Source organism: Paenibacillus sp. Paensp38 (assembly GCF_059491915.1).
Window position 1 is genome coordinate 1,030,694 of sequence record NZ_CP168516.1, and the last position, 24,738, is coordinate 1,055,431.

At 44.5% G+C, this 24,738-nt stretch carries 24 protein-coding genes and 1 pseudogene; 16 read left to right on the plus strand and 9 right to left on the minus strand.

The window, feature by feature from the left end:
• Positions 1-3 precede the first annotated feature (3 nt).
• Both ACEN8J_RS04575 and ACEN8J_RS04580 read right to left on the minus strand, forming a co-directional pair.
• A complete protein-coding gene (locus ACEN8J_RS04575) occupies positions 4-1,347 on the minus strand; it encodes an amino acid permease (protein WP_340956375.1) in 1,344 nt (447 codons plus the stop codon).
• Between the two features lie 294 nt (positions 1,348-1,641).
• Positions 1,642-2,945, minus strand: a pseudogene (locus ACEN8J_RS04580) (VWA domain-containing protein).
• A gap of 179 nt (positions 2,946-3,124) precedes the next feature.
• On the opposite strand from ACEN8J_RS04580, the gene ACEN8J_RS04585 reads away from it, so the two are divergent.
• Positions 3,125-5,119: an AraC family transcriptional regulator gene (locus ACEN8J_RS04585; protein ID WP_495594274.1), complete on the plus strand. Its 1,995-nt coding sequence runs from the start codon at positions 3,125-3,127 to the stop codon at positions 5,117-5,119.
• 173 nt (positions 5,120-5,292) lie between these two features.
• Here the strand turns inward: ACEN8J_RS04585 and ACEN8J_RS04590 are convergent, their stop codons facing one another.
• Complete coding sequence (locus tag ACEN8J_RS04590) at positions 5,293-6,345, minus strand: 2,3-butanediol dehydrogenase (RefSeq protein WP_029515549.1); 1,053 nt, start codon at positions 6,343-6,345, stop codon at positions 5,293-5,295.
• 340 nt (positions 6,346-6,685) lie between these two features.
• Between ACEN8J_RS04590 and ACEN8J_RS04595 the strand changes: the two genes are divergently transcribed.
• Both ACEN8J_RS04595 and ACEN8J_RS04600 read left to right on the plus strand, forming a co-directional pair.
• Positions 6,686-7,723 carry a LacI family DNA-binding transcriptional regulator gene (locus ACEN8J_RS04595; RefSeq protein ID WP_013311372.1) on the plus strand — a complete coding sequence of 346 codons (1,038 nt, stop codon included), beginning with the start codon at positions 6,686-6,688 and terminating at the stop codon, positions 7,721-7,723.
• 118 nt (positions 7,724-7,841) lie between these two features.
• The gene (locus ACEN8J_RS04600; RefSeq protein WP_029515548.1) at positions 7,842-8,492 is read left to right on the plus strand and encodes a hypothetical protein; all 651 of its coding nucleotides are present in this window, start codon (positions 7,842-7,844) and stop codon (positions 8,490-8,492) included.
• A 140-nt stretch (positions 8,493-8,632) separates the two neighbouring features.
• Here ACEN8J_RS04600 and ACEN8J_RS04605 read toward each other — a convergent pair whose 3' ends face one another.
• Positions 8,633-9,562 (minus strand): AraC family transcriptional regulator, encoded by a 930-nt coding sequence (locus tag ACEN8J_RS04605; protein WP_029515547.1) that lies wholly within the window; start codon positions 9,560-9,562, stop codon positions 8,633-8,635.
• 198 nt (positions 9,563-9,760) lie between these two features.
• Here ACEN8J_RS04605 and ACEN8J_RS04610 point away from each other — a divergent pair, with 198 nt between their 5' ends.
• The 4 genes from ACEN8J_RS04610 to ACEN8J_RS04625 all read left to right on the plus strand — a co-directional run bounded on the left by ACEN8J_RS04610 (position 9,761) and on the right by ACEN8J_RS04625 (position 12,578).
• Positions 9,761-10,042, plus strand: a complete 282-nt coding sequence (locus ACEN8J_RS04610) for an Atu4866 domain-containing protein (RefSeq protein ID WP_029515546.1) — start codon at positions 9,761-9,763, stop codon at positions 10,040-10,042.
• Between the two features lie 49 nt (positions 10,043-10,091).
• Positions 10,092-10,829: an SDR family oxidoreductase gene (locus ACEN8J_RS04615; RefSeq protein ID WP_209949805.1), complete on the plus strand. Its 738-nt coding sequence runs from the start codon at positions 10,092-10,094 to the stop codon at positions 10,827-10,829.
• A 223-nt stretch (positions 10,830-11,052) separates the two neighbouring features.
• On the plus strand, positions 11,053-11,331 hold the full coding sequence (locus ACEN8J_RS04620) for an ArsR/SmtB family transcription factor (RefSeq protein ID WP_029515545.1): 279 nt from the start codon (positions 11,053-11,055) through the stop codon (positions 11,329-11,331).
• Positions 11,332-11,402: 71 nt separating this feature from the next.
• Positions 11,403-12,578, plus strand: coding sequence for an MFS transporter (locus ACEN8J_RS04625; protein WP_029515544.1), 1,176 nt, complete (start codon positions 11,403-11,405; stop codon positions 12,576-12,578).
• Positions 12,579-12,679: 101 nt separating this feature from the next.
• On the opposite strand, the gene ACEN8J_RS04630 is transcribed toward ACEN8J_RS04625, so the two are convergent.
• Entirely contained in the window at positions 12,680-13,492 is an 813-nt protein-coding gene (locus tag ACEN8J_RS04630; RefSeq protein ID WP_029515543.1) for a GNAT family N-acetyltransferase, read from the minus strand.
• A 439-nt stretch (positions 13,493-13,931) separates the two neighbouring features.
• Between ACEN8J_RS04630 and ACEN8J_RS04635 the strand changes: the two genes are divergently transcribed.
• The gene (locus ACEN8J_RS04635; RefSeq protein ID WP_029515541.1) at positions 13,932-14,303 is read left to right on the plus strand and encodes a hypothetical protein; all 372 of its coding nucleotides are present in this window, start codon (positions 13,932-13,934) and stop codon (positions 14,301-14,303) included.
• Between the two features lie 226 nt (positions 14,304-14,529).
• Here the strand turns inward: ACEN8J_RS04635 and ACEN8J_RS04640 are convergent, their stop codons facing one another.
• A complete protein-coding gene (locus ACEN8J_RS04640; RefSeq protein WP_029515540.1) occupies positions 14,530-15,534 on the minus strand; it encodes a chitosanase in 1,005 nt (334 codons plus the stop codon).
• Positions 15,535-15,799: 265 nt separating this feature from the next.
• Between ACEN8J_RS04640 and ACEN8J_RS04645 the strand changes: the two genes are divergently transcribed.
• The 5 genes from ACEN8J_RS04645 (at position 15,800) to ACEN8J_RS04665 (ending at position 20,041) form a co-directional block, all read left to right on the plus strand.
• Positions 15,800-16,588 (plus strand): isocitrate lyase/PEP mutase family protein, encoded by a 789-nt coding sequence (locus ACEN8J_RS04645; protein ID WP_495594275.1) that lies wholly within the window; start codon positions 15,800-15,802, stop codon positions 16,586-16,588.
• A 37-nt stretch (positions 16,589-16,625) separates the two neighbouring features.
• On the plus strand, positions 16,626-17,186 hold the full coding sequence (locus ACEN8J_RS04650) for a bifunctional transcriptional activator/DNA repair enzyme AdaA (protein WP_029515538.1): 561 nt from the start codon (positions 16,626-16,628) through the stop codon (positions 17,184-17,186).
• A gap of 25 nt (positions 17,187-17,211) precedes the next feature.
• Complete coding sequence (locus ACEN8J_RS04655) at positions 17,212-17,697, plus strand: methylated-DNA--[protein]-cysteine S-methyltransferase (protein WP_341039761.1); 486 nt, start codon at positions 17,212-17,214, stop codon at positions 17,695-17,697.
• A 13-nt stretch (positions 17,698-17,710) separates the two neighbouring features.
• Positions 17,711-17,998 (plus strand): antitoxin Xre/MbcA/ParS toxin-binding domain-containing protein, encoded by a 288-nt coding sequence (locus tag ACEN8J_RS04660; protein WP_039274373.1) that lies wholly within the window; start codon positions 17,711-17,713, stop codon positions 17,996-17,998.
• A 159-nt stretch (positions 17,999-18,157) separates the two neighbouring features.
• The gene (locus ACEN8J_RS04665; RefSeq protein ID WP_495594276.1) at positions 18,158-20,041 is read left to right on the plus strand and encodes a stalk domain-containing protein; all 1,884 of its coding nucleotides are present in this window, start codon (positions 18,158-18,160) and stop codon (positions 20,039-20,041) included.
• An 86-nt stretch (positions 20,042-20,127) separates the two neighbouring features.
• On the opposite strand, the gene ACEN8J_RS04670 is transcribed toward ACEN8J_RS04665, so the two are convergent.
• Positions 20,128-20,685, minus strand: a complete 558-nt coding sequence (locus ACEN8J_RS04670; RefSeq protein WP_342425086.1) for a YdhK family protein — start codon at positions 20,683-20,685, stop codon at positions 20,128-20,130.
• 289 nt (positions 20,686-20,974) lie between these two features.
• Between ACEN8J_RS04670 and ACEN8J_RS04675 the strand changes: the two genes are divergently transcribed.
• The 3 genes from ACEN8J_RS04675 to ACEN8J_RS04685 all read left to right on the plus strand — a co-directional run bounded on the left by ACEN8J_RS04675 (position 20,975) and on the right by ACEN8J_RS04685 (position 23,384).
• Entirely contained in the window at positions 20,975-21,814 is an 840-nt protein-coding gene (locus tag ACEN8J_RS04675; protein ID WP_495594277.1) for a MetQ/NlpA family ABC transporter substrate-binding protein, read from the plus strand.
• 69 nt (positions 21,815-21,883) lie between these two features.
• Positions 21,884-23,059, plus strand: a complete 1,176-nt coding sequence (locus tag ACEN8J_RS04680) for an aminotransferase class I/II-fold pyridoxal phosphate-dependent enzyme (protein WP_495594537.1) — start codon at positions 21,884-21,886, stop codon at positions 23,057-23,059.
• Positions 23,060-23,081: 22 nt separating this feature from the next.
• Entirely contained in the window at positions 23,082-23,384 is a 303-nt protein-coding gene (locus ACEN8J_RS04685; RefSeq protein ID WP_495594278.1) for a phosphorylase family protein, read from the plus strand.
• Positions 23,385-23,402: 18 nt separating this feature from the next.
• On the opposite strand, the gene ACEN8J_RS04690 is transcribed toward ACEN8J_RS04685, so the two are convergent.
• Positions 23,403-23,888, minus strand: a complete 486-nt coding sequence (locus ACEN8J_RS04690; protein WP_029515531.1) for a DUF5381 family protein — start codon at positions 23,886-23,888, stop codon at positions 23,403-23,405.
• Entirely contained in the window at positions 23,881-24,717 is an 837-nt protein-coding gene (locus tag ACEN8J_RS04695) for a YfjC family protein (protein WP_495594279.1), read from the minus strand. Before ACEN8J_RS04695 ends, ACEN8J_RS04690 begins: the two co-directional genes overlap by 8 nt.
• Between the last annotated feature and the right edge of the window lie 21 nt (positions 24,718-24,738).

The window sequence follows — 24,738 nt, forward strand, 5'->3', positions numbered from 1 at the left end:
TGCTTACGCCTGCTTTCTCCGGAACTTCACTAACGACCAGATGATCAGAAATGCCATGAACGCCACGCACACGCTAATGCTGATGCGATTTTGCGGGTCAAGCAAGAACAGGAACGCAATGACCCATAGACATCCTACTGTAACTGCCGTTACATAAGGGAATCCCCATATCTTGAAAGTAGGCTCCACTGGATAAGATTTGCGCAATTTCAATTGGGACAGACAAATGCAGCTCCAGACGAGCAGCACGACAAAGCCAGGTACAGCCATCAAAATACGGAACAGCCCGTCCTGAGCGATATAAGCAACCATGGAACCGACAATCAGGACTACAGCGCAGAATTTGAGACTATTCACTGGAACCCCATTAGAAGATACGCGAGCGAGTGATTTAGGACCTTCTCCATTGACCGCCAACGAATGCAGCATACGTGTAGCCCCGTAAATCCCCGAATTGGCGGCAGACAGTACAGCAGTGATCAGAATAAAGTTCATGACATGAGCCGAGCCTTGAAGCCCTACAGAAGACAATACCTGTACAAACGGACTGGTATTCGTATCCAGTTGGTTCCAGGGAATCAAGCCACAAATAATGAGAATGGGCAACGTGTAGAACAGAACAACGCGAAGAATGAAGCTTTTAACCACTTTAGGCAGCACCTTTTCCGGGTTTTCTGTCTCCGTCAACGTCAGTCCAATCAGCTCGGACCCTCCGTATGAAAAGGTAACGACCAGCAGCGCTGAAAAGATAGCCAACCAGCCATTGGGTAGAAATCCGCCGTGCTGCACATAGTTGCTTAGATAAGGTGGAGTTTCCGTGTGAATAATCCCGAACAGTATACAGCCACCCAAGGCGATGAAGATAATAATCATGGCTATCTTAATACCCGCAAGCCAAAATTCCAGTTCTCCTAAACCGCCGACACTCAGCATGTTGACGACAATAATGAAAGCCGCACTGACTAAACTGAGTACCCATAGAGGGACATCTGGCAACCAATATTGCAGGAAGCTACCCGCAGCAATGACCTCAATGATACAGACGGCCAGCCACATGAAGCAATACAACCAGCCGATAATAAAGGACAGTCGTTCTCCAAAAGCTTTGCGAATAAAATCCTTCATATTCATGTTGGGATAGACGGTAGCCATCTCGGCAATTGCGCCCATAACGACCAAGAGCAGGAGTCCTGCGAAGACATAGGATAAAATAACTCCTGGTCCCGCCAAGCTAATCGTTTCGGTGCTTCCTTTAAAAATACCCGTCCCGATGACTCCGCCCATAGCCATAAAGGTAATATGCCGTGGGAGCAGCTTTTTGTGCAAAGTTGCTTCATTTGATTTCAATATGAAATCCTCCTTCATATAATGTATAGCTTCAGCATGGCCCAAACAGGCTTACTTCAATTAGACTTATACTACATGAAAATATCCAATTAGGAAATGAAAGAAATAGGATATGGTAGGGAGATTGAAATCGATAGAGGACAAACTGAAGATAACAGAGGCAGAATGCTGGCGCTGAGGATTGCTTTATCGGCGATCATTGTGCCTCTTATTGCTCTACTTGGTGATATTTAAGTGATCACGCAGGGGGCATGAGGGCGTTAATCTGGTGCAGTATTGGCGTTACGGCGGGAACTAGCTCCGCAATATTCCTTTAGCCCGTACTTGCTTGAGCCAACTAGGAAACTCATTCAGCAGACGGTCGTACAATTCTGCATCTGTCACGGAGTCAATGTCATCCAAGGCAAAGAAATCTGCATTATCTACTACGCGGCCGCGCATCTTATCCAACTTTCGAAGAATTCCGTAATCGGCTTTACCAAGACCTACAAATTGCCAGAAAATCGGAGTGCTTGAGCTTTTAATCAGCAGCTGTTCTATTTTTTTTGTTCATAAATACCTCCATCACTAAAAAAGATAATGTAGGTCGGGATCATGTCGTTGGGATCTTCTTTTGTGTATTTAAGTATGATATCCTTCATGACTTCTGGCTCGTTATTGCCCCACCCCAGCTCACTATCTTCACTAGGCTCAGCATAATTCCTATGAATGTAATTCTCGAAATTCCTCTCTGTGACGCTTGGAGCACGTTTGGCTTTGTCCGCAAAAAACCATACATCCATTTCACCATCGTCATCCATACAGGCGGCTACAGCCAACACACGTTCGCAGGCTTTTTGCACAGTCCCACCCGTGTACAATTTGAACATAGAAATAGAAGCATCGAATACAACCGCTACACGTGCTTTTTCACGGTCTATTTTTTTCTTTTTCAGTGAAAATTGTACATTCTGCTTGTGCAGATTAATTCTTGCGTTAATGGGGGCAGTCTCTTTTCCGCCAGCTTTAGCACCTACCGCGCTTAAGATCGCCGATGTAGGGATGTTCATCTGAACGGTATCCACTGGCGATTCCGTTTCCTCCACGGTCACACCATGAGCTTCGGCAAGCGGCTTTAGTCCTCCGTTGAAACCACGCCCAACTGCGCGAAGCTTGAAGCCAGACGTATGACGATACACTTCTGCCAGCACAAGCGATGTCTCACTGGTGGCTTCGGTGATGCTGTAGGTGATATGGGATTGCTTGCCTTGAGCAGTAACTGAGCAGCCAACCACATCGGCAAAAGTACCTGGGCCGTCCAGTGTGGCCGCAAACACACATTTTTCCACCCCGGTTCGTTCCAGTTCCTGGAGCGCTACAGTAAACTCAGTGGTTCTGTCATTTGGACGCTGTAACCGTACATGGCCGTGCGGGTCAGCGGGTTGATTGTAAAAAACGAAATAGTCATCTGAGGAAACCTTTCCGTCTGCTCCTACCATAAAACAGCTAACATCCAGTTCGGCAGGTGCATGCTTCCATGTAATGGTGACCCGCACTGTATCTTCCTTACCGAATGGTGCATTAGCTCCTGTACTCAATGCAACGTTGGGACCGCTCATGCTGTCAAACCCCCTATGTATTTTAAATCTTGTATTATACAAATTGTACCATGGAAATGGTATATTCACTTTGTTTCGTGCAGGAATATTTGTCTCATGGTAGACGCAGTAAAAGATGATATATAATGAGGTTGGTTTGGATACAAAGTATGATATTTATGAAGCGGAGGCCTTGACAAGTGAAGCAGGACCGGAAAAAGCAGACAGGTTCCCACACCGGGACGAGTAAGGAGCATGAGGCTGACGAGCTGAACGAGCTGCTGTCCTTATGGCTCCATTCGTCGATCCGTGTCATGGATGTCCGGCATATTCGACTGGAATCAGAAGAGTTGCTTCAACCGTATCGTCTTCCAGCGCAGGCTTTTATATTTGTATTGCAGGGTAGCGTGCGTTTGGATGGTGATTGGAAGGATACACCACATTCAGGGTACGTACTGCATGGCAGCAAAGGCTTTGAACTGAATATGAAACCCTCGCAATGTGGGATTGAATATATCCTTGTACTATATAAAGCGACTTCACTATCGGGACATACGGTGTATAATCATCCTTCGATAGCTCATGGTTTTGTACCGCCTTATCCGGTTATACTGTATCAAAAGCTTCAACTACTGAAGTACGCATGGCAGGATCAAGAGGCGCTATCCAAGATTCAGGCTCAGGGTCGGTTCTATGATTTTGCATATGAATGTATGAGGCAATTGCAGGAACCGAAGGCTCGAACTTCTGCGCGGGGTATCGTGACACAGGCCATTCGATTTATGCAGGATTGTTACGCGGAGTCCATTACGCTGGAACGTTTGGCCGGATTATTGGAATGTAGTCCGCGGCACCTGACCCGGTTATTTAAAAAACAAACAGACTGTAGCCCGATTACGTACTTGATTCAACTGCGAATGGACAAGGCGAAGGAGCTTTTGCGGAAGACGGATGCCACTTTACAGGATATTGCTGTCAGTGTGGGGTACCCGGATGTCTATTTCTTTAGCCGAGCATTCAAAAAATATACTGGCGTATCCCCGGTTCACTATCGGGACAGCCTATATTCATCTGCTTTTATGGGAGATACACGTCTAGATAATCCATTGAGCATGTCCGAATGTTCCATTGATTCGATAAGTGGCGCCCTGCATACTGGTATTGAGGATAATAATCATTATCAAAATTATGATGAAGGGATTTTACGAATGAATAGAAACGCAAAGCATTCCATGGCATTTATTTTATTGCTTAGTTTTACCCTGCTGCTCAGCGCGTGCTCAGACACATCCAGTCCTACGGCAACCGATGGTGCTTCGCAAGGGAACAATAATACATCAGCGGAACCAACATCACAGGAAAGGGTGCTGAAGGATGCACTCGGGCATGAGGTGAAGATTCCGGCTCAGCCTCAACGTGTGATCGCTTCTTATCTGGAGGATCATCTGGTGGCGTTGGGTGTTAAACCGGTAGCCCAATGGTCGGTGGGTAAAAATTCAGTTCAAGCTTACCTGCAAAAAGAACTGAAGGATGTTCCTACCATCGCTTCAGATCTTCCGTTTGAGGCGGTTCTGAACTTCAAGCCTGATTTGATCATTATGGACAGTGCGAGCATGGTGGAAGGCGACAAATATAATCAATACTCTAAAATTGCTCCAACCTACGTGGTAGGCAGTAATATGAACAATGATTGGCGTCAAGAACTGCTGACCGTGGGTGAGGTGCTGAATAAGAGCAATGAAGCGAAGCAGGCATTGAGCAACTACGACAAAAAAGCAGCAGAGGCTAAAGCCAAGTTGAGTCAGACGGTGGGACAAAAAACTGCGGCGGCATTATGGGTAACGGATAAAAACGTGTATGTCGTAAACCAGAATCTATCCAGCGGTGATGTATTGTATAAGGATTTGGGATTCAAGATTCCACAAGTCGTACAGGAGATTTCCAAAACGGCTAAGGCGAACTGGAGTAATTTATCGCTGGAGAAGCTGGCCGAGCTGGATGCGGATTATGTCTTTATCGTGAACAGCAAAAACGTAAGTAAAGAAGATATTGTAAAAGATCCTGTATGGGCGGGAATTCCAGCCGTTAAAGAAGGCCATGTATACGATTTTGGCAAGGATTCCAGCTGGTTGTATACAGGTACAATTGCAAATAGTCAAATGATTGACGATGTTCTGAAAAATGTAACTAAGTAATGTAACTCAATAAACTAGATTATAATAAAACAGCGCTATTCTCACTTAACGGCAGAAGCCACAGTAGGAGAGCGCTGTTTTGTCTTTTTAATTCCGTATGAACTCTTGCCGTGCAACCCGGTTTTATAATAAAAGATGTCTGCATAGAGCAGACATCTGGTTTATTTTCTAAATTAAGCTTGCGGAGATACCAGGATTTTAACCTGATTTTTCTCTTTCAGGAGTCCTTCAAAACCTTGCTCAATCACTTCTTCGAGCTTAATGCGTTTGGTAACCAGCTTGTCGGCTGGGAAATATCCTTTTTCCATCAGGCTGATAACAGCCGGGAATACATCACGGTAGCCGATAATACCCGTCAAATTGCGTTCCTTCATGACAATATTGTTCGGTTTAATCGGAGCTTCTTTTTCAAAAATGCTGACGATCATGATTTGTCCGCTGATTTTAGTAGATTCAATAGCTTGAGTCAGCACAGGAGGTACTCCAGTGACTTCATAGGCTACATCTACGCCACCGTTGGTCCGTTTGTGCAGCTCTTGCACCACATCATAAGTCTTAGGATCAAGCACAATAGCACCCAACTCTTCAGCTTTAGCTTTACGCTCCTCAGAAAGCTCTACTGCATAAATCTCAGATGCGCCCGAAGCTTTCAACGCTTCAATAACCAGCAATCCGATAGGACCAGCGCCAAATACTACAGCTTTATCGCCGACTTTCAGTTGGCTTTGACGAACAGCATACAAAGCAACGGCCGAAGGCTCTACCAATGCGCCTTGCTCGAAAGATACGCTTTCTGGAATTTTGTGAACCATGTGCTCGTCAGCTGCGACATATTCAGAAAATCCACCGCCGCCGCCTGCCAGACCGAGGAAGCCCATTTTATCGCAAAGATTATATTTGCCTTGTTTACATGCATCACATTCTCCACATGCAAAAACCGGTTCTACAACGACACGGTCGCCAACCTGAATCTTGGTTACACCTTCGCCGATTTCGACGACTTGTCCAGAGAATTCATGTCCCATTACGATCGGCGCTTTTTCGCCAGTCAATGGATGCTGAGCATCTTGGGGAATAAAGATTGGTCCTGCTACATATTCGTGAAGATCACTTCCGCAAATGCCACACCATTCTACTTTGATTTTTACTTTTCCTGCCAGAGCGGCGGGTTGCTCAATGTTTTCCAATCGTAAGTCTTTTACTCCATGCCATCTCAATGCTTGCATGTTTGTCATCTCCTTGAAGAATATATGATCATTGCCTCTATAAAAGTGAATGAATTAGGAAACGTTTCCGAAAAATAATATGTCACAAATTTTACACATTGTCAAACCAAATTCATACAAAAAGCACTTGATTTTTTTGTGAATATAATCACTTGTGACTACAGTGCTATATTCGGCTCGTTGCTTTTATACAAAGAGATTTTGTGGATTTTTCAGGTGAAGCAAAGACAAGAAGAAAACGACTTCAATTTTTAGACACTCATTCTGTGGTATAATATCAGTATTAAGACTTTATTTTAGAAAGTCAGAAAACGATTCCGTTCTTGAAAGGATTTTGGGCGTGACAGATCAAAAGAAAGTAACCATAGAGGATGTAGCCAAGCGGGCAGGAGTCGGTATTGCGACTGTCTCCAGAGCTATTAACGATAGTGAGGGCATCAGCCCGAGAACGAAAGCCTTGATTTTGCAAGTGATTGAAGAGATGGGGTTTACGCCCAACACCTCGGCTCAGAGCTTGAAAGTGCGTCAGACACGACAAATCGCGCTGGCCGTGCCGGACATTCGTAACGCGATTATTCCAGAAATCGCTTGGTCCGTAGAGCAGGCCGCCAAGCAGCATGGTTACCGTGTCGTGCAAATCAATACCGCCGGGAATGCCAGAATGGAGCTTGAAACAGTTCGTGAGGTCAAGAAGCTGCATGTCGACGGGCTCATCATTATGCCGCTGGCGTATCCGAAAATGTTGGTAGATCTGATTAACAAAGCTAGCGTTCCCGTGTCCATTATTAACTATGGCAAGAAGCTGGGCGAAGATGTCAAAGCGGATATCGTCAGTCTGGCCCGGCAAGAGGGAAGACTCGTGATGGAGCATTTGCTTAAAATCGGCAGAACAAGAATTGCCTATGCAGGCGCTGCGAAGGACAAAATCGAGGAAAGATACTTCGCTTATGAGCAGTCTCTCCAGCATGTGGACCCTTCACTCGTTTATTTTGGTGATGATTTCTCCTTTGAGACAGGGTTGCGTGCTGCCGATTATTTTTACAGCTTGAAACATATGCCGGATGCTATTTATGCGGTTAATGATATGGTGGCGATAGGGATCGTCAATCGATTTAAGGATTTGGGCGTAAAAGTGCCGGATGAGGTTGCTGTAGTTGGTATTGATAACAATCTGTGGGCTATGGTAACGACTCCTCAGATCAGCTCAGTTTCCATCATGGGGGAAGAGGTGGCACGATTGGCTGCGGAGCTGCTGCTCAAGCGGATTCAGGAACAGACACCTGGGGATTATGAGCGTGTGCAATTCGAGCCTCGTCTGATCGTGAGGGAATCGAGCGTCTCCGTGATCCGTAAGCCTACGGTGGGACGTGACGCGTAAAAGTCTAGATGGAATCTTCCTATTGTTAGATGGATGAACGGTTGCAGGCGTAGCAAGATAGGAGTGGATTTTGGGCAATTATAACGACCATTGTTTGTTCAGACAGGAGAGTGGATTCATGTTAAAAGGGAATGGGTTCGTTTCTGCAGCTTGTACTGCACTAATGCTGGCTGTAACCATAGGGTGTACTCCCCAGCCAGTGGGACAGGATGCTGAAACTGTGGCGCCGTCCGGAGCAAACCATGGGGAGTCTAAGCAAACTGCAGCCGATACGCAGCATACCCAGCAAAGTAAAGAGGAGCTTGTGCTGTCCTTTTATAAGGATTCTTCCCTCAGTGATGAAGCAAAAGTACGTCATATAACGGACCATTTAGCAGGAATCCAATGGGGAAAGATGAACGAAAACAATGAACATCAAAGCCTGGAAATGATCGAATATTTGTATAGGCAGCGAGCTTTTATTCCATCGAAAAGTTTTCCAAATGTGATCCGAGCTTCTGAAGGTTTGGATGGAGCTTTAAGCGAAAGCTATGCTGCCCTTATGGGAGATTTGTTTACAAGAGACAGAACTGCGATGACTCGAGCATTGGCAAATATGGACAAAACCAACCGCACACAAGGTATAGGAAGCATCGGGTATGCTCTCAGCTATAGAGAACCCAAGGAAGTCAAGAAAGAGATTCAACAATGGCAGGCAGGACAAAAGCTTACTACGGCAGAGAAGGATGTCATTCGAGCTTTGTTCGTCAAGCTGGATAATCCGTATTAATGCATGTATAGAGGAAATATTGAACAGCCGCGTCTCTACCGGAGGAGCGGTTGTTTGTGCTGTTTTTTTACATCCTGCCATCTATGATGGGATAAGCGTTAGTAGGACCATTGGTTTCATATGTTCATCTAACAACGTGCTCAAGTGGTCTGGTGATCCTGATCCGAGCGCAAGCGTTTGATATCACTAATTGGAGGCAGGCCGAACAAGCGGGCGTATTCGCGGCTGAATTGTGAGGGACTCTCGTAACCTACCTGAAAACCTACATCTGCCGCATCCGCTGACTCGGATAACAACAGGCGGCGGGACTCTTGTAGACGTAATTGTTTTTGATATTGCATGGGGCTCATAGCCGTAACCTCTTTAAAATGACGATGTAGTGACGAAGGACTCATATTCGCTAGTTTGGACAATTCCTCAATACGCAACGGCTTATCATAATCCTGCTTAATCCGCTTTATGACTTCTGCAATTCGGTTGGAATGGCTACCGGCCATGACCAGTTGTTTTAAGGATTCCCCCTGATTACCCTGTAAAATCCTATACAGTATCTCACGAATGACTAATGGAGCAAGCACCGGAACATCTTGCGGGTTTTCCAAAAGATGCACTAGCCTTACCACGGCATCCAGCAGTAGTGAGTTGGTTTGACTTACATACAAGCCTCGTCTGGAATCAGGCATGGGGCTTGTGGGAAAAGCAGATTCCTTGATCAGGTCCAAAACCTGATGCGGATCAAAATTGAGCCGGAGGCACAAATAAGGAGCTTCTGATGACGCTTGGATGACCTGCCCCGAGATCGGCAAATCCACCGACACAACAAGGTAGTCGGATGTGCCGTAATGGTAGCTTTCCTCTGCGAGCATCACGACTTTTCTGCCTTGTGCCACAATACATAAGGCAGGTTCATGGACTTGATGTACCGGAACGGTTGTATTTGAACTTCGGACGAAGTGAAGCGAAGGTATGGCTGTAGTGAGAACTCCGTCCTGATTTGAAAATCGTTCTATAAGCCTTGCCAATTCGGCTTGTTTTTCCATGGTAGAACCCTCTATTTTGGTTGCCCCCATCTTGACACATCCCTTCTTTCAACGTAGCCCGTTTTCATTTTCAGTAGTTTATTACATATTAAGGGTCTTTGGAGGATTAGGCAATAATTTGCTCTGATTCTTCTACCAGCCCGATGGACATTCCTCTCATAATAAGATGCAGATACAACACCTAATGAGCAATTGAGAAAAAAATAGAAGTGCAAAGGAGTGGGAGTCATGGAGAGTAACAAAGCGGAAAAAAGTGTACACGCTTCGCAGCATCCCTGTATAGGGATGTGGGTAACTGAAGACGGAAATATCCGTCACGAACTCTTGCCTAATGGCCGTTATGATGAAGCACGGGGTCAAAGGCAAAGTGCCTATACAGGCAGCTATATCATCGTAGAAGATGACTATATCGAGTATGTGGACGACACCGGATTTACGGCAGATGGTGAATTCAAAGATGGTGTCTTGTATCATGCAGGGATGGTTTTTTACAGGGAAGAGAAAAAGTAATCTATTTTATCTTTTTTCAGTGACATTTTAAACTAGAGGAGGAATAAGCATGTTGGATATTAAAGGGAAAGTCGTAGCTATTACGGGGGCAAGCAGTGGGATCGGTGAAGCTACTGCCCGTTTACTTGCTCGCCATGGGGCTCATGTGATATTAGGGGCCAGACGCACAGAGCGACTGGAGGCTCTGACATCCGAGATTCGTTCTAAAGGTGGATCGGCTGATTATCAGCAACTGGATGTGACGAAGAGGGACCAGATGGAAGCGTTCATTAACTACGCGGAAAAAACATTTGGGCGTGTGGATGTCATTTTGAACAATGCGGGAGTGATGCCTCTTTCAAAATTAGAGGCCCTGAAGGTAGAGGAATGGGATCGCATGATTGATGTAAATATACGAGGCGTTCTGCATGGGATTGCGGCAGGGCTTCCGATTATGAAAAAGCAAGGATTTGGTCAGTTTATCAATATCGCCTCTATTGGCGCGTATAGTGTAACCCCGACTGCAGCGGTGTATTGCGCTACAAAGTATGCGGTTCGGGCGATCTCTGAAGGATTGCGCTTGGAGGTGGGGGGAGATATTCGTGTGACGCTGGTATCGCCGGGAGTAACTGAATCTGAGCTTGCTGACAGTATTTCAGATGAAGAGGCCCGGCAAGGAATGAAAGAGTACCGTCGTATTTCGATTTCGCCTGATGCCATAGCCCGTTCCATTCTGTATGCCATGGAGCAGCCAGCGGATGTAGATGTTAATGAAATTATTGTCAGACCCACGGCAAGCCCGAATTAATGCTATGGCATCCATGATTCTCCCTTTACACTCAGATCATTTTTTCCTCCATTCTTTTATGGATGGGGGATTATTTATAAGATGAGAAAGACCATCATTCACACCACAGAGTGTAAAAAGGCAGTGTCTTTAGAAGAAACGGGTTTACTTTTACAAATGTTTGTGATAACTTTATTTCGACAAACATCGAAATTAAGACTGAAACAGAAGGGAGCCGAACAGGGTGAAAGATACAACGGAAATGCAACAAGCTGTAAAAATATATAAAGCACTTGGAGAACCAACTCGTCTCAAGATAGCACTTCTGCTAAAAGAGGAAAGTGGCCAATGCTGCTCTGTGCTGGGCGAGAAGCTGAACAGTGTAGCTATTTCAACGCTATCGCATCATCTGAAGCAAATGGCAGAGTCGGGGCTGCTCACATACCGTAAAGAGGGGACGTTTATCTATTACAGCTTGGATGTGGAAGCAGCGCAGAAATATGCCCCGTTCCTGATGACATAATTTTTTTTAGTCTTAATTTCGATATTTGTAAAAATATAAAAACAATATAAGAAAAGAGGCGTTATTTAAAAATGCAGAGCACGTGGAAAGTGTATATTTTGGCCATTGTTAGTTTTTTGGTAGGCACATCCGAATACATTATCTCAGGCATTTTGGATCAGATTGCGACAACCATGGGGATTACGGTGTCCGCAGCGGGACAGTTGATTACAGTCTTTTCTCTTGCTTACGCGATTGGCACGCCGATTCTGATGGCAGTAACCGCTAAATGGGACAGACGCAAGCTGCTCCTGAGTTCGCTCGGATTATTTGCAGTAGCTAATGCCCTCTCCTTTATTCTGCCGGGTTTTGGAATGTTTATCGCCGCACGTATTCTTATGGCCCTCGGGGCGGGGATGGTTGTGGTTACAGCACTGAGCATTGCTGCGAAGATTGCTCCAGCCGGCAAGCAGGCCAGTTCTATTGCTACAGTTACTATGGGTTTTACAGCCTCGCTGATTATCGGGGTGCCGCTTGGAAGAATGATATCTTCTGCATCATATGGCTGGAAAACCGTATTTCTCGGCATCGCTTTGACAGCGATTATTGCTTTGATCGTTATCGCTATGACAATCCCTCGCTTAAAAGGAGATCAACCGATTCCCTTACTACAGCAATTTGCTCTTCTGAAGAAGCCTGAAGTTGCTTTGGGATTGGCGATTACCTTCTTTTGGGGAGGGGGATATTTCCTCGCGTATACTTACATTTCACCGTACTTGCTGAATGTATCAGGTGTAGGGGATAATATGCTAAGCTCAGTATTACTTGCCTTCGGGATTGCCAGCCTGATCGGGTCGAAAATCGGTGGATACAGCGCAGATAAAAAGGGTATTTCCTTTACATTATTCGGGGGCATGGTGTTGCATGTCTTTTCCTTGCTTTTACTTCCTGCCGCCGCTCATTCCCTGATCGCAGTATTTGCTTTATTGATCCTTTGGTCGTTCGCTGCCTGGACAACTGGACCTACTCAACAATATAACTTGGTCACTCTTGTGCCTGAATCTTCCGGTGTGATGCTGAGTCTCAATCAGTCTACGATGCAGCTTGCCATGGCGGCCGGAGCTGGGATCGGTGGTGTAGTTGTTGGTCAGGTTTCGCTGGCTTCCATCACCTGGTTTGGAGCAGCAGGGGTCGTTATAGCTATTGTGGCTGTATATTTACTTTCACGAAGATCCTCAGTCCACACGGAATTGGGTGTTACGGAGTAAAGCTTATAGATAAGTGAAAAGGAGGCCCAGTGATGAAGGTGACATTGTGGTCTTCTTTGATTTTGAATGAACAATAATATGCTCTCTTGCAGTAGGAGGGCTTATTCAAACGTAATATCAGTGATTTTGCCGGCTTCCTTAAAGCCGATATTTTTATAAACTTGATTGGAAACCGAATTTTTTAAATCTGCATATAGCATGGGTACTAAATGCTCATTTTCCAAAATCGAACATAGCTCGGATACCATTCCGCTGGCAAAACCTTTCTTTCGTAAATTAGGCGGGGTATACACAGCATTAATGCGAGCATGTCTCGGCGAGCGGTGAGCAATATTAGCCATGGACACAGGCATGTTATTTACAATCCAAAGATACAAATTTCCTGTCCCGATGGTCTTCTCCGCAACCGATATTTGACTAACCGGATCAATAAAACTACCTAAAGCTTCTTCTGAAAAACCAGCTAGAAACTGGGCAACTAATTGTACATCCTCTGGGATGGATTGTCGGATCATTCCCTCAACGCCCGAGGGCTTTTTATATTTAGGACAGAAATAAGATTCCATGACCATATGGGTATGTACCTGAGCAGCATGACGACGTTGTGCGTAAGCATTTGCGAACTTCTCGACTGTTTCGGCATCACCACATACACCTGATAGGGTGGTTCCTTTTAAATAACGTAAGAGTTCTCCTATATAGGTCAATTTATGATTATCTGTGATTTGTTGTGAGATCCATAACCAGGCCTTATGTCCGGGTGATTGAGCAAAGACCATATTTTTATCGGACGTTTTGAGGCATGTTGATCCTTCTGACTCACAAATTCGATGGATCAAATGGTATCGAACTTCATCAGCCAAAAATAGATTTTGATTTAATATATCGTCGTTTGGGACTAGTTGCTCAATCATGACTCTGCCTCCTAATGAGCTGTGACCTAAGCACTTGTAAAGTGCTATGAAGCTATGAAGATTCGGTTGTTATATCTACTAGGATTTAAACTTCCGCGCTATACGTTTCTTATTTTTTTGTCGCCAAATCCATCTTTCGATAAAGTTTTTTTCTTTTCTTTCCTGAAGTGTTTCCTTCATACCCTTAATAAGAAATTCGGATCTTCGCTTGTCGTTTCTGCTAATTTCACGTAGTTCCTCAATAAATTTATCGTCCATGTCCGCATCTCCGTTAGTTCAGGATTTTCCAAATTGCTAAGCTAGATTATACAGAACATATGTTCCTTTTTCAAGTCTGCATCGCTCTATTCAATCACATAACCATTTTTAGATGGATGCTGCGAGGCCCGCGCCAATCGGATGGTGAGGCATAAGATAAGTTGAAAGGAGGAATTACAACATGGACAACAAAGCATATGTATCTCAAACGTATCCACGTCTTACAGTTTACAACGAAGAAAATTTTCGGGGTTCCAGGAGAGTATTCAGAGGAAACCTAGGCATTCGTAATACCGATAACATTCTCGACGGCATCGAAAGTCTGCGTTTCTTTTCTACCAGCAGCAATGCTACACTGGTACTCTTTACAGGCACGCGGTTTAGAGGTAACTTCCGTGTGTTTAGAGGCAATCGCAGCATCGCCGACCTGGATGATCTGATTCGTGGGAATGATGTGGAATCTATTATCTCTACCAATCAACGTTTGACGTTGCAACAAATCCGTAATATCCGCAGTAGCGGTAGACTTCCATCTGGCTACCGAATCATCTAACGGCCTTATTTCGACTTCATAACCATTTTACAAGACTGTTTCAGGAGCTTGCAACTTTCGGGCTTTTGGGACAGTCTCTCTATTTGCACACGCGACCCACATATTTGAATGATGAGAGGAACTGTTTGGGAAAATGGACCTTGTTAGTAGTCAACACCAACTCAATATTTATGAAAATAAATAAAGGAGGACATACGATATGCCCTCCTAATGACGTATATTGTATTTACTTCAGTTCCCAATTCGTTGCTTTGATCACGGCTGCATCTGCGTTCTTAAGATCTGTTTCGCCAGAAGCTAAGAGAGAACTCCATTGTTTCACACGATTCTTACCATTGGGAGGTTGGTTATAATCGTTGGTATCGACAACCAATGTACGCTTAGCATAGAAGCTAGTCATGAAATTCTTCTCATTCGTACTACTGCCTGAACGTGAGAGGATTCCTTCAAGACTACCTGAATCACCAGTAGCGCCTTGATTGAGTGCTGTGTCGACAAATGATCCAATCGTTAGAGCAGTATTAAATCCGCGTTTATGTGCTTGCTGTACACTATATTCGATATAGGTGTCATAGAACGTACGCCACATGGCTTCTCTCCAAGCTTCATTGTTTTGGAGAGCGTTGATCTTCTTCTTGATTACACTATCGCTATCGCTGAGCTTTAGAATCGAACCATTCATCTTCCCCTTTAGACCAGCACGTGTTAATCCACCTGCAATGGAAGGGTTGCTAGCTCCACTAGCAGCATCAAAAGCTTTAAATAAGTACGGGCCATCTGGTCCCGTATCATTTGAACCGCCTGTTGTTGCTCCAAAGATACCAATGGTGTACCCACGATTATCGCCGATATCTTCAGCATAGCCATAGAATTCAGTCCATTTCAAAGAATCTTGCTCTGGTTTGTTCACTAGCTTCATAATATTATCCCACTGCTCACCGTCGAGTCCTGTATTAGCCTTCAGGAACTGAAGTGTTGAAGGTGAGAAATTAGCATCATGGTCAATAGCTGTAACCGCTGCTTGGCTAGTAGCTTCTTCGCTAGTAAGGGATAATGGCTGTATACTAGCTTCATTTGAGTTGTCGAAGCCCTCATTTAAATCGATCGTTTTCTGCACCGGAGTCCCATTCTCTTCAGCAAAAGCCTTGCTAGGTGAAGAGCCGGACAAGCTAGAGAAAGAAGCGACTACAGTAAAGCTTAGCAAGATCATAAGGAACTTTATTTTATACATATAACTCCTCCTATAAAATGTAATTGTGAAAGGCTAAAAGCGTAGATTTCCATCTAACTCGAATGGATTTAGCAAGAGTATAGATAAGAAGCATAGGATTGAATAGAGCTTAAATAACCGTTTTTTTCGAAAATTATGATTTATATGTGAATAAATGGACCAAGTTGTTCCTAGATTCCTACAGACCATAAGTGCAAGAATGAGGACGAAACAAAGATAGCCTCTTGATAAAATGAGTTACATCACATATCAGGAGGCTATATTTATGAACAAAATCCAGCAGTTTCATGCACTTCACACATTAGAGGAACTTTTATTTTTAGGGAACGCCTGGGATCTGCTATCTGCGGTGGCTCTGGAGAAAGCAGGTTTTAAGGCGATAGGTACGACGAGTTGGGGGATTGCCAATACGTTTGGATTTTCAGATGGAGAGCTTATTGATTTTGACCAGCACGTAAGTATTATTCGGACGATTGTTGAGCATGTTCAGATTCCAGTGTCGGCAGATATTGAAGCAGGATATGGAGAGGACACGGCAACGATTGTTGAGCATGTTTTAAGGGTAGCCGATGTGGGAGTTGCAGGGATTAATATTGAGGATTCTTTGAAAATGCAAAAGGGACTTCGAGAAGTGGGTCTGCACAGTAACCTATTGTCCAAAATTAGAGCGGCCTTGGATGCGCGTGGGTTTCAAGCGTTTTTTATAAACGCAAGAACGGATACATATTTGCAGATGAATACTCCACTTTCAGAGACCATAGAGCGGGCCAAAGCGTATGAGGATAGTGGTGCGAGCGGAATTTTTGTTCCAGGATTAAAGCGTGATGAAGAGATCAGGGAAGTTGTGTTTAATATACATGCTCCGCTTAATGTTTTATCCCTGCCGGGTCTGACGAATGTCCACCAGCTTCAGCAGTTAGGAGTTAAACGGTTTAGCTTTGGAAATGCATTTTCTGATAAGATAATAGTTGCTTTGCAAAAGAATGCAGAACAGTTGATAGAGCTACAAGATACATCACATTTATATGAGGATTTTGCAAAATCCTTGAGCTAGATGAATATGAACTATAGAAAGGACGGAGCATTCGATCATGGCTAACCTTAGTCTTTCTTTTGAAGAAATGTGGGAGAAAATTATAGCGTGTGATCGTAAGTATGACGGGTTGTTTTTTACCGCTGTGAAAACAACCCACATATACTGCCGACCTTCCTGTCGATCCAAAAAGCCGAAGAAAATAAATGTGGAGTTTTACTTTGATTTGGACAAAGTGGAAAAGGCGGGTTTTCGTGCTTGCAAAAGATGCCAGCCCCATACAGACCATTCGCCGTATATCAGACTTGTGCAGAATGTGGTAACCTTTTTGGTTAATCATTACAAGGAAAAACTTGTATTGCAGGATATTGCGGACCATATCGGAATAAGCTCCTTTTACTTGGATCGGATCTTTAAACAGGAAACCGCCGAAACCCCGCGCACGTATTTGGAAAAAATAAGAGTAGATAAGGCAGCCTATCTTCTTAAAAGTACAAATCTTACGAATCTTGAGATTTGCTATGAGACGGGCTTCCAAAGTCCCTCCCATTTCTATAAGGCGTTTCGTAGCTTGAACCATTGTTCTCCTAGTGAGTATAGAAAGTTGAGCAGGGAATAGAAAAGGAAGGAGGTTGTATCCTTTTATGAGCGAACTATACGTAATGAAGTATGTATCGCCGATTGGAGAGGTAGAGATACAGGGCACAAATGAGGCTGTCTATTCTATTATGTTCTCTAATCGGAATGAGCCCTTAACGAGGGCTATAGAAGAGGTTCCAATCCAAGTATTAGCGGAATGCACTACCCAGCTTGACGAGTATTTTAAAGGTGAGCGCTTTGAGTTTACGTTTCCTTATGCCCTTGAAGGTACGGATTTTCAGCAAAAAGTATGGAATGCGCTGGTGTCCGTGGGGTACGGTAAAACAACAGCTTATAAAGATATTGCTCTTGCTATTGGAAATGAAAAAGCGATCCGAGCCGTAGGCAGTGCTAATGGAAAAAATAAGCTGAGCATTGTGATTCCATGTCACCGAATTATCGGTTCCAATCAGAAACTAACGGGCTATGCAGGAGGGCTATGGAGAAAAGAATGGTTGCTCCAGCATGAAAAGCGTTGTCTGAGGCCCTAAGGAGGGTTCGTAGATGAGAGACATATATTTGAAAGAGTTTAAGCCGGAGAACTGGGCCAACATGGTTCAGGTCTATCAGGAGCGGTATGCACAGGTAGATCCGGCTATAAGAGCAAAAGTGGCCAAAAGTAAAATTCCCAAGGAGATTCAGATTGTGCTGCTGCCCGATATGGGGGAGTATTTGCTGATTTGGATGGATCGAAAAGTCCCCGCACTCGGCAACGAAACACCGTCGGATTATTTGAAAAGCGAAGAAGGGACTAAAGCACTGAAGGCGGCTATATTACGTATGCCACGTTGAAGAAGCGGACCAAGGAGATACATATGAACATTGAACAGAGCGCGAATGATGGAAAAAGTGAGTTCCTATATCCATAACTGTAATCAGATGGAATGAACTTCATCTAACCCTATGCTATGATTTACCGACAAGAATATAGATTTAAAAGGGGAAATAAGAATGAAGCTCAAAAAAATGATGTTCCTACTTTCGTTTTTAACGATATTTGTAGGGTTGATCACTTTGTGCACAGAAAGTGTTCAGGCTGCCAATTCGACAGTATTCAAAGATGGAGATAAGCTTAAGCTTATTCTTGATGATGGTAATGGAGTAAACAGAGTGTTTAAATTTGATCTCCCGTTTACGATTAAGCCTGATACACCAATTCGTCTGTATAGCAACAACATTGAAATTCCTTCTGGTGACTTTACGATCGATTATGCCAACTCCACAATTACGATTGCGGATTCACGACCAGCACCTGGGCCAGGATCAGAAAATCATATAGAACTTCCTATAGCTATAACTATGAAAGGGACTGTGCAGTCAGTCGATGAATCTACAGTAACTCCACTTGCGGAGGAGCCGAAAGTAACGCAGCCTGAGGTGGAGACCAATATAAAAGAGATTCCCACTCCCAGTGAACCCAAAGTTGCTCAACCTGTGGATGAACCGAAAGTAATTGAACCGCAAGTAACCCAGCCGATCGAGGAGCCTAAAGTGGACCAAGCGGTTGATGAGTCACCGGAAATCCCTTTGTCTATCCCATCTGGAGAAAATTTTCCGGGTACATTTACAATCAACTCTTCAAGTACATCATTTTCAGTTCGTTTGAAGATGAAAAATATTCAACCCACGTACACTTCATATGTTATGGTCAAAAATGCGGATGCTCAATTAATTAAACGGATTCAGTTCGATCCGGAAACAACGTTTAGCTACCCTTTGAGTAACCTGAATTTATCTACAGGTGGATATTACTTTTATATCAAAATGATCGATCAGTCGGGAAATTCGGCAGCGTCTGTACCCCAATTTGTTCCTATAAATAATAACAAGGCTCAGCAGGTTGAGGTGTTTATAGACGGTAAACTGCAACAATATGAGCAGCCTGCGACCTCTATTAGCGGAAGTATGCTGGTGCCATTTCGTGCCGTTTTTGAGGCGCTTGGGGCGAAAGTGAAGTGGGATGGAGCTACCAAGACCGTTACTGCAACCAAAGGAAATACAACGATCAAGTTAACTGTAGGCTCCAGGGATGCCTATATCAACGGAAAATTAGTGCGTCTCAATGCGGCGCCAAGACTCATTAACGGCAAAGTAATGGTTCCTATTCGCTTTGTTAGTGAGGCGCTGGGTGCGAAGGTAAAGTGGAATATTGCTGCTCAGAGCGTTGTGATTTTCCTTGCTCCACCGCAGGTTTTGACAACCAGCGAAAGTGAACAATTAATGGAGGAAAATGAAGATGCTTCCTCATCACAATCCAATCCAACGATTCTGAAAAAGATATCCACCACCTTCTCCAAATCTACGGATATTGTGTTCGTCATAGATGTTACGAGTAGTATGACAGGGACGCTGGATTATGTGAGACAGAAGGTGAAAGGCTTTGTTGATTCCGTTCCAGCAGGTTCTCATTTTGCTGTCGTAGCATTTCGGGATATCAATCTGAAGGCAGATAAAGATTTAGAATTTTTGGAGTTTACGACCGATAAAAATAAGTTAAAAGGTAACTTGAATATGCTGCGCCCTTCCGCTGGCGGGGATTTGAAGGAATCGGGATTAGAGGCTATTCAGTTAGCTATAAGTAAATTTCCCAAAAATTCTAATTCCAAAACAATCATATTCATTACAGATGCACCAGTTCATGATAAGAATACAGCCCTGGGTAAAGCCCGTTTTTCTGTGGATGAAATCAACGAGCAATTACAGAAAAATGATGTTATTTTTAATGCAATCGTGCCTGCAAATGGACTAGCCAACAAACAAATGAAAAAGCTTGTAGATTCCAACGAAGGGACTTTGTATGATATCAAGGAGGCCAAGCTGAATTTAGCGAAGTAGGTTTGTCCAAACTCAAATAAAGCCGTTAAAGGGAGCCGATGCCAGGCTCCCTTTTGTTATCACAAGCGACCTGTGATGAAAGAGTTCTAATGGGCTGAAAGCTCACTCTCCGTCACCCATTTATGATTTTTGACAGGCTCTCCCCCTGTAGTCGGCGTATAGTCTACCATATATACGGTCGTTGGCTCGGCGGAATCAATGGTAGCCTTAGCCCCATCCATCCCCTTCATATGATCTGCTGCAAGGATAACCTCTGTGCCCGGTGCATAGGGCTCACTACTTGCATCCTTAATCTCTTCATGAATAACCCACTTATGATTATTCACTTTTTCTCCTCCAGTGGTTGGTGTATAGGAGACTGTATAAGCAGTAGTCGTATAAGCACCCGCAATCGTGGCCGTAGCCCCATTCATGCCGGCCATATGGTCAGCTCGTATAGTCGCTTGACTACCAACTTTGAAGGCTGGATTTTCAGCTTCTTTTAATCCGACAGGAAGCTCACTGGAAGTGGAATGGTTCATCTCCGATGTGTCGTGCTGTTGACTGCTGTTTGCCGTATGCTCCTGGTTCGGCGCGTTACTGTTCCCGCACCCACTCAAAATCATCATGACTGTACCAGCGAGCAAAGCCCATTGCATTCTCATATTTAATAGCTCCTTTAGGGTTTTATTTTCATATTCAATTATACCCCTAGGGGGTATAATTGAAACGGAATAATATTACAAACTTGTGAAGTGTTTTTGCCTACAAGGGGATCGTCTGTGTGATCCCTTATTTGTTATGCAGAAGATGCGTAATTAAATGTTGTTGACAGTGAATAAAAAATCATTGTAATATCTATAAAACGCATCAAGTTACTTGGTATTTTGAGCGACTGTAAACATTCTAACTCACCAAAAGTAGATGATATCAAGGAGCAGGGGGAGACATCAAATGAAGAAACCATGGATTTCATTTATATTGCTGCTGGGAGCAGTCGTGCTTTTTATTTCAGGCTGCGGCAGCAAGAATACGTCGGGCAATGCTGCGGGTGAAGAAAAGAAAACACTGCATATCGGCTTTAATCCTGGTCCATATAGCGATCAGTTTAAGAATGGTGTGGCTCCATATTTGGAGAAGAAAGGATATAAGATTACATATAAAGAGTTTACAGACGGTGTTCAGCCCAATGTAGCCGTGGCTAAGGGGGATATTGATGCTAATGTATTCCAGCATTCGCTCTATCTGGATTCTATGAATAAGCGGGAGAATATTGATCTGATTGGTGCTGTGCAGGTCCCAACTCCTCCAATGGGATTGTACTCCAGCAAGCATACCAGCCTTGACGAAATCAGTGAGGGAGCCCAAATCAACCTGCCCAACGAGCCAGTCAATATGCTGCGTGCGCTGAATATTTTGAAGGAAGTAGGTTGGATTACGTTAAAGGACCATATTGATCCATTACAAACCTCGGTGAACGACATCACCTCTAATCCGCATCATCTGCAATTTGTTGCTACCGATCCGGCACAGGGGCCACGTGTACTGAAGGATGTTGATTTTGCGGCTATACAAGGGAACTTTGCTGTATCGAATGGAATAAAGCTGACCTCGGCATTAAAGCTTGAAAATATGACAGATCCGTTCACGAACGTGGTCGCTGTGGACAGCAAGAATAAGGATAAGCCCTTCGTCAAAGACATTATTGAAGGATATCATTCAGATGAATTCCAAAAGTACATCCAATCGAACCCTGATTATGAAGGCTACAAGTTGCCAAGCTATTTCAAATAATATGGGGTATTATCTTCTGCGGGCTGACGTTGTCAGCCTGTATCTTATGGATAGAAGGTGGATATGAACGTGATTTTTTCATCCTCTGATCTCGTCAAGGCTCTGCCTGACAACTATTTTAGCGCAATAGATGACAAAGTGAATCTGTATAAAAGTAAAGGAATAGATGTAATTAATCTGGCAGCCGGCAACCCGGATCAGCCAACACCGGCGCATATTATCAGCGCTTTGAAGGAAGCGGTTGATCAACCGATCAATCAGGGCTATCCGCCTTTTCATGGAAAAAAAAGCACGCTGGAGGCTGTCGCAGCGTTCTATAAACGGGAGTATCAGGTGAAGCTGGATCCTGACCGGGAGATTGCCATATTCAACGGCTCAGCCATAGGCGTAATGGGGATTCCACAGGCGCTGCTGAATCCCGGTGATTGGTTATTGACCACCGATCCGGCATATCCCCAATATTATTCCGCTGCTGCGCTGGCAAGAGCCCATATTCATACGATTCCGCTTGATGAGAAGCTTGGTTTCTTGCCTGATTATACAACCGTGCCGGAGGAAATCGCAGAGCAGGTCAAATTGCTCATGATTAATTATCCGAACAATCCGACTGGAGCCGTAGCTACTGCAGACTTTCTGACGAAGACGCTGGATTATGCCGCTCGGTATCAGTTTCCAGTTATGAATGATTTTGCTTACGGTGCTCTTGGATTTGACGGACATAAGCCGATTAGTTTATTGCAAATTCCCGGCGGCAAGGAGTATGGCGTCGAGACGTATACAGCTTCCAAAACGTATAACATGGCTGGATGGCGCTTCGGATTTGCGGTTGGAAATGCGTCTGTTATTGGTGCGCTCAAGCATTATCATACGCATGCCTACAGCACTGTTTTTGGCGCGGTACAGGATGCGGGAGCTGTCGCATTGCTGGGCACCCAGGAGCCAGTACAGGAGCTCGCGGCGTTATATGAGCGGCGCCGTGATGTTCTCATTGCAGCGTTACGAGGTATTGGCTGGGATGTAGCTGCTCCCCAAGGGTCTTTTTTTGCCTGGTTCAAGGTGCCGGAGGGGCATACATCGGCTTCCTTTGCAGACTCTTTATTGGACGAGGCGCATGTTGCGGTCGCTCCTGGAGAAGGCTTTGGTCGTGCAGGAGCTTCTTATGTGCGGGTCAGTCTGGTAAACAGTGAGGAAAGGCTGCTGGAGGCGGTGCAGCGCATCGCAGCGACGGGTGTTTTTCAAGTATAAGCCGGAATACAAGGAAGTTATTTTGCTGCAATCAGGAATTGGCAAAGCGAACGCTGCCTCGACTACGGCCCTGCTGATTGAGCGTTTTAGCCCAGAGCTTGTCATTAATACCGGGTCTGCGGGTGGGCTCGATCCAGCGCTGCTTGCTTTTGCGACAGAAGCGCTGGCGGAGACCAGGATTGAGGGGAAGATCGTCAAGGGTTTGATTACGACGGCAGACTCCTTTATCTCCCAGGCTGAGCGCGCCCATTTTATCCGTAGCCAGTTTGGTGTTCCATTTTTGGCTGCGGCTCTTGTAGCCGCATATGATAGAGACAAGCTTTGATATATTCAATGGCACTATTCAGGAACGTTTTTTCTTCGACTTGCCATGCTGGTTAATGAGAGTTCGAAGTTGTTTCCCGGCTTGGTTCAGCTCCATATCGTTCAACACATAGTCGGTGCTGACTTCCCAGGTGCTGTGGTCATTCAGATGAAAAATAAAGGCGGGAAAGCGAGGGCGCAGCCATTTGCGGATGGAGGCCCCTTCGAATTCGACTTTAGTGATTGCAGCCCACGGGACAGTTCGAATACCATCTGAAATGCTGTGCTCGTCAAAGATGAACAGGTAGGTATCCTTACGAAGCGTTCTGCTCAAACAAACCACGAGATAGCTACCGAAAAAAGGAAGTCCGACAATGGCGGACGTAATAAAGAAGAAGATTTGTAGAGCTGAGATATCTTCGTCGATAAAAATGAGCAGTAGCAAAAACAGACAAATAAGCACAAACATCAAGCTGCCCATGGCTTTCCAAAATGCCAAAGATCTTCGATATACAATTTTATCCACGGAATACCGCCTCGTCGGGAACAAACGCCTGAATGAAATAAGTTATTCGTTCTCTCCAGTCAGCTTCGGTCACACTTTCAATTCGCAGACATGGAGTGGCCTGCATATTCAGTTCTGTATTTCTTACAATCCACATATCATTCATTCCTTTAAGAACAAATAGCAGATTTGTAACAGAAGGACCATCTTCATCCGTATCCGTGTATACCATTTGGCTCAAATTATCAAGGCTACACTGATTACGATCAAAATCCTCCCGCCAGTCTTGTATCATTTGTTGAGCCGACTCATGAAGCTTCCACGTTGTCATTTGCTGCATGGTGAAGTTGGATGAGGTTAACTCATTCCACTGTTCTTCGGTCAGATCGACGTATCGGCTGTGCGCATTGAAGTTCGGAGCAGACAGGCCGAACAGTTGATCAATGTCGTGATGCCAGTCTTCTGGAGAAGACCAGCGAAAGAAATGGAGTTCATTGTGACTGGAGAAATGATACAGAAAACGTTCATTTCCATGGTGTATCGTTAACGTATTTTGCTTATCTTGTTGCTCCTTAAAGCCACGTAGCATCTGACGACTTTGTACCAGATGAGCTAAAATTTCAACAATGAACGCATCAAATTCGAGCTGTTGTTGCTCGTCATCCCGTTGTTCCATCAAACCCTTGGATATCAGGCTATGCGTTGCGGCATGAAAAAGTAGTTCCCAGCGATCTTCGGTTAGTTCCCCGTAATAAGATTGGAGCAGACCAGAAGCCATATCTTCTGCGCCCAATGCGGTCAAGGCAAAGCCTAGCTCCTCAAGCGTTAAAATTACCGTTTGTTTGTCCATAGTCAGGCTCCTTCTCCATCT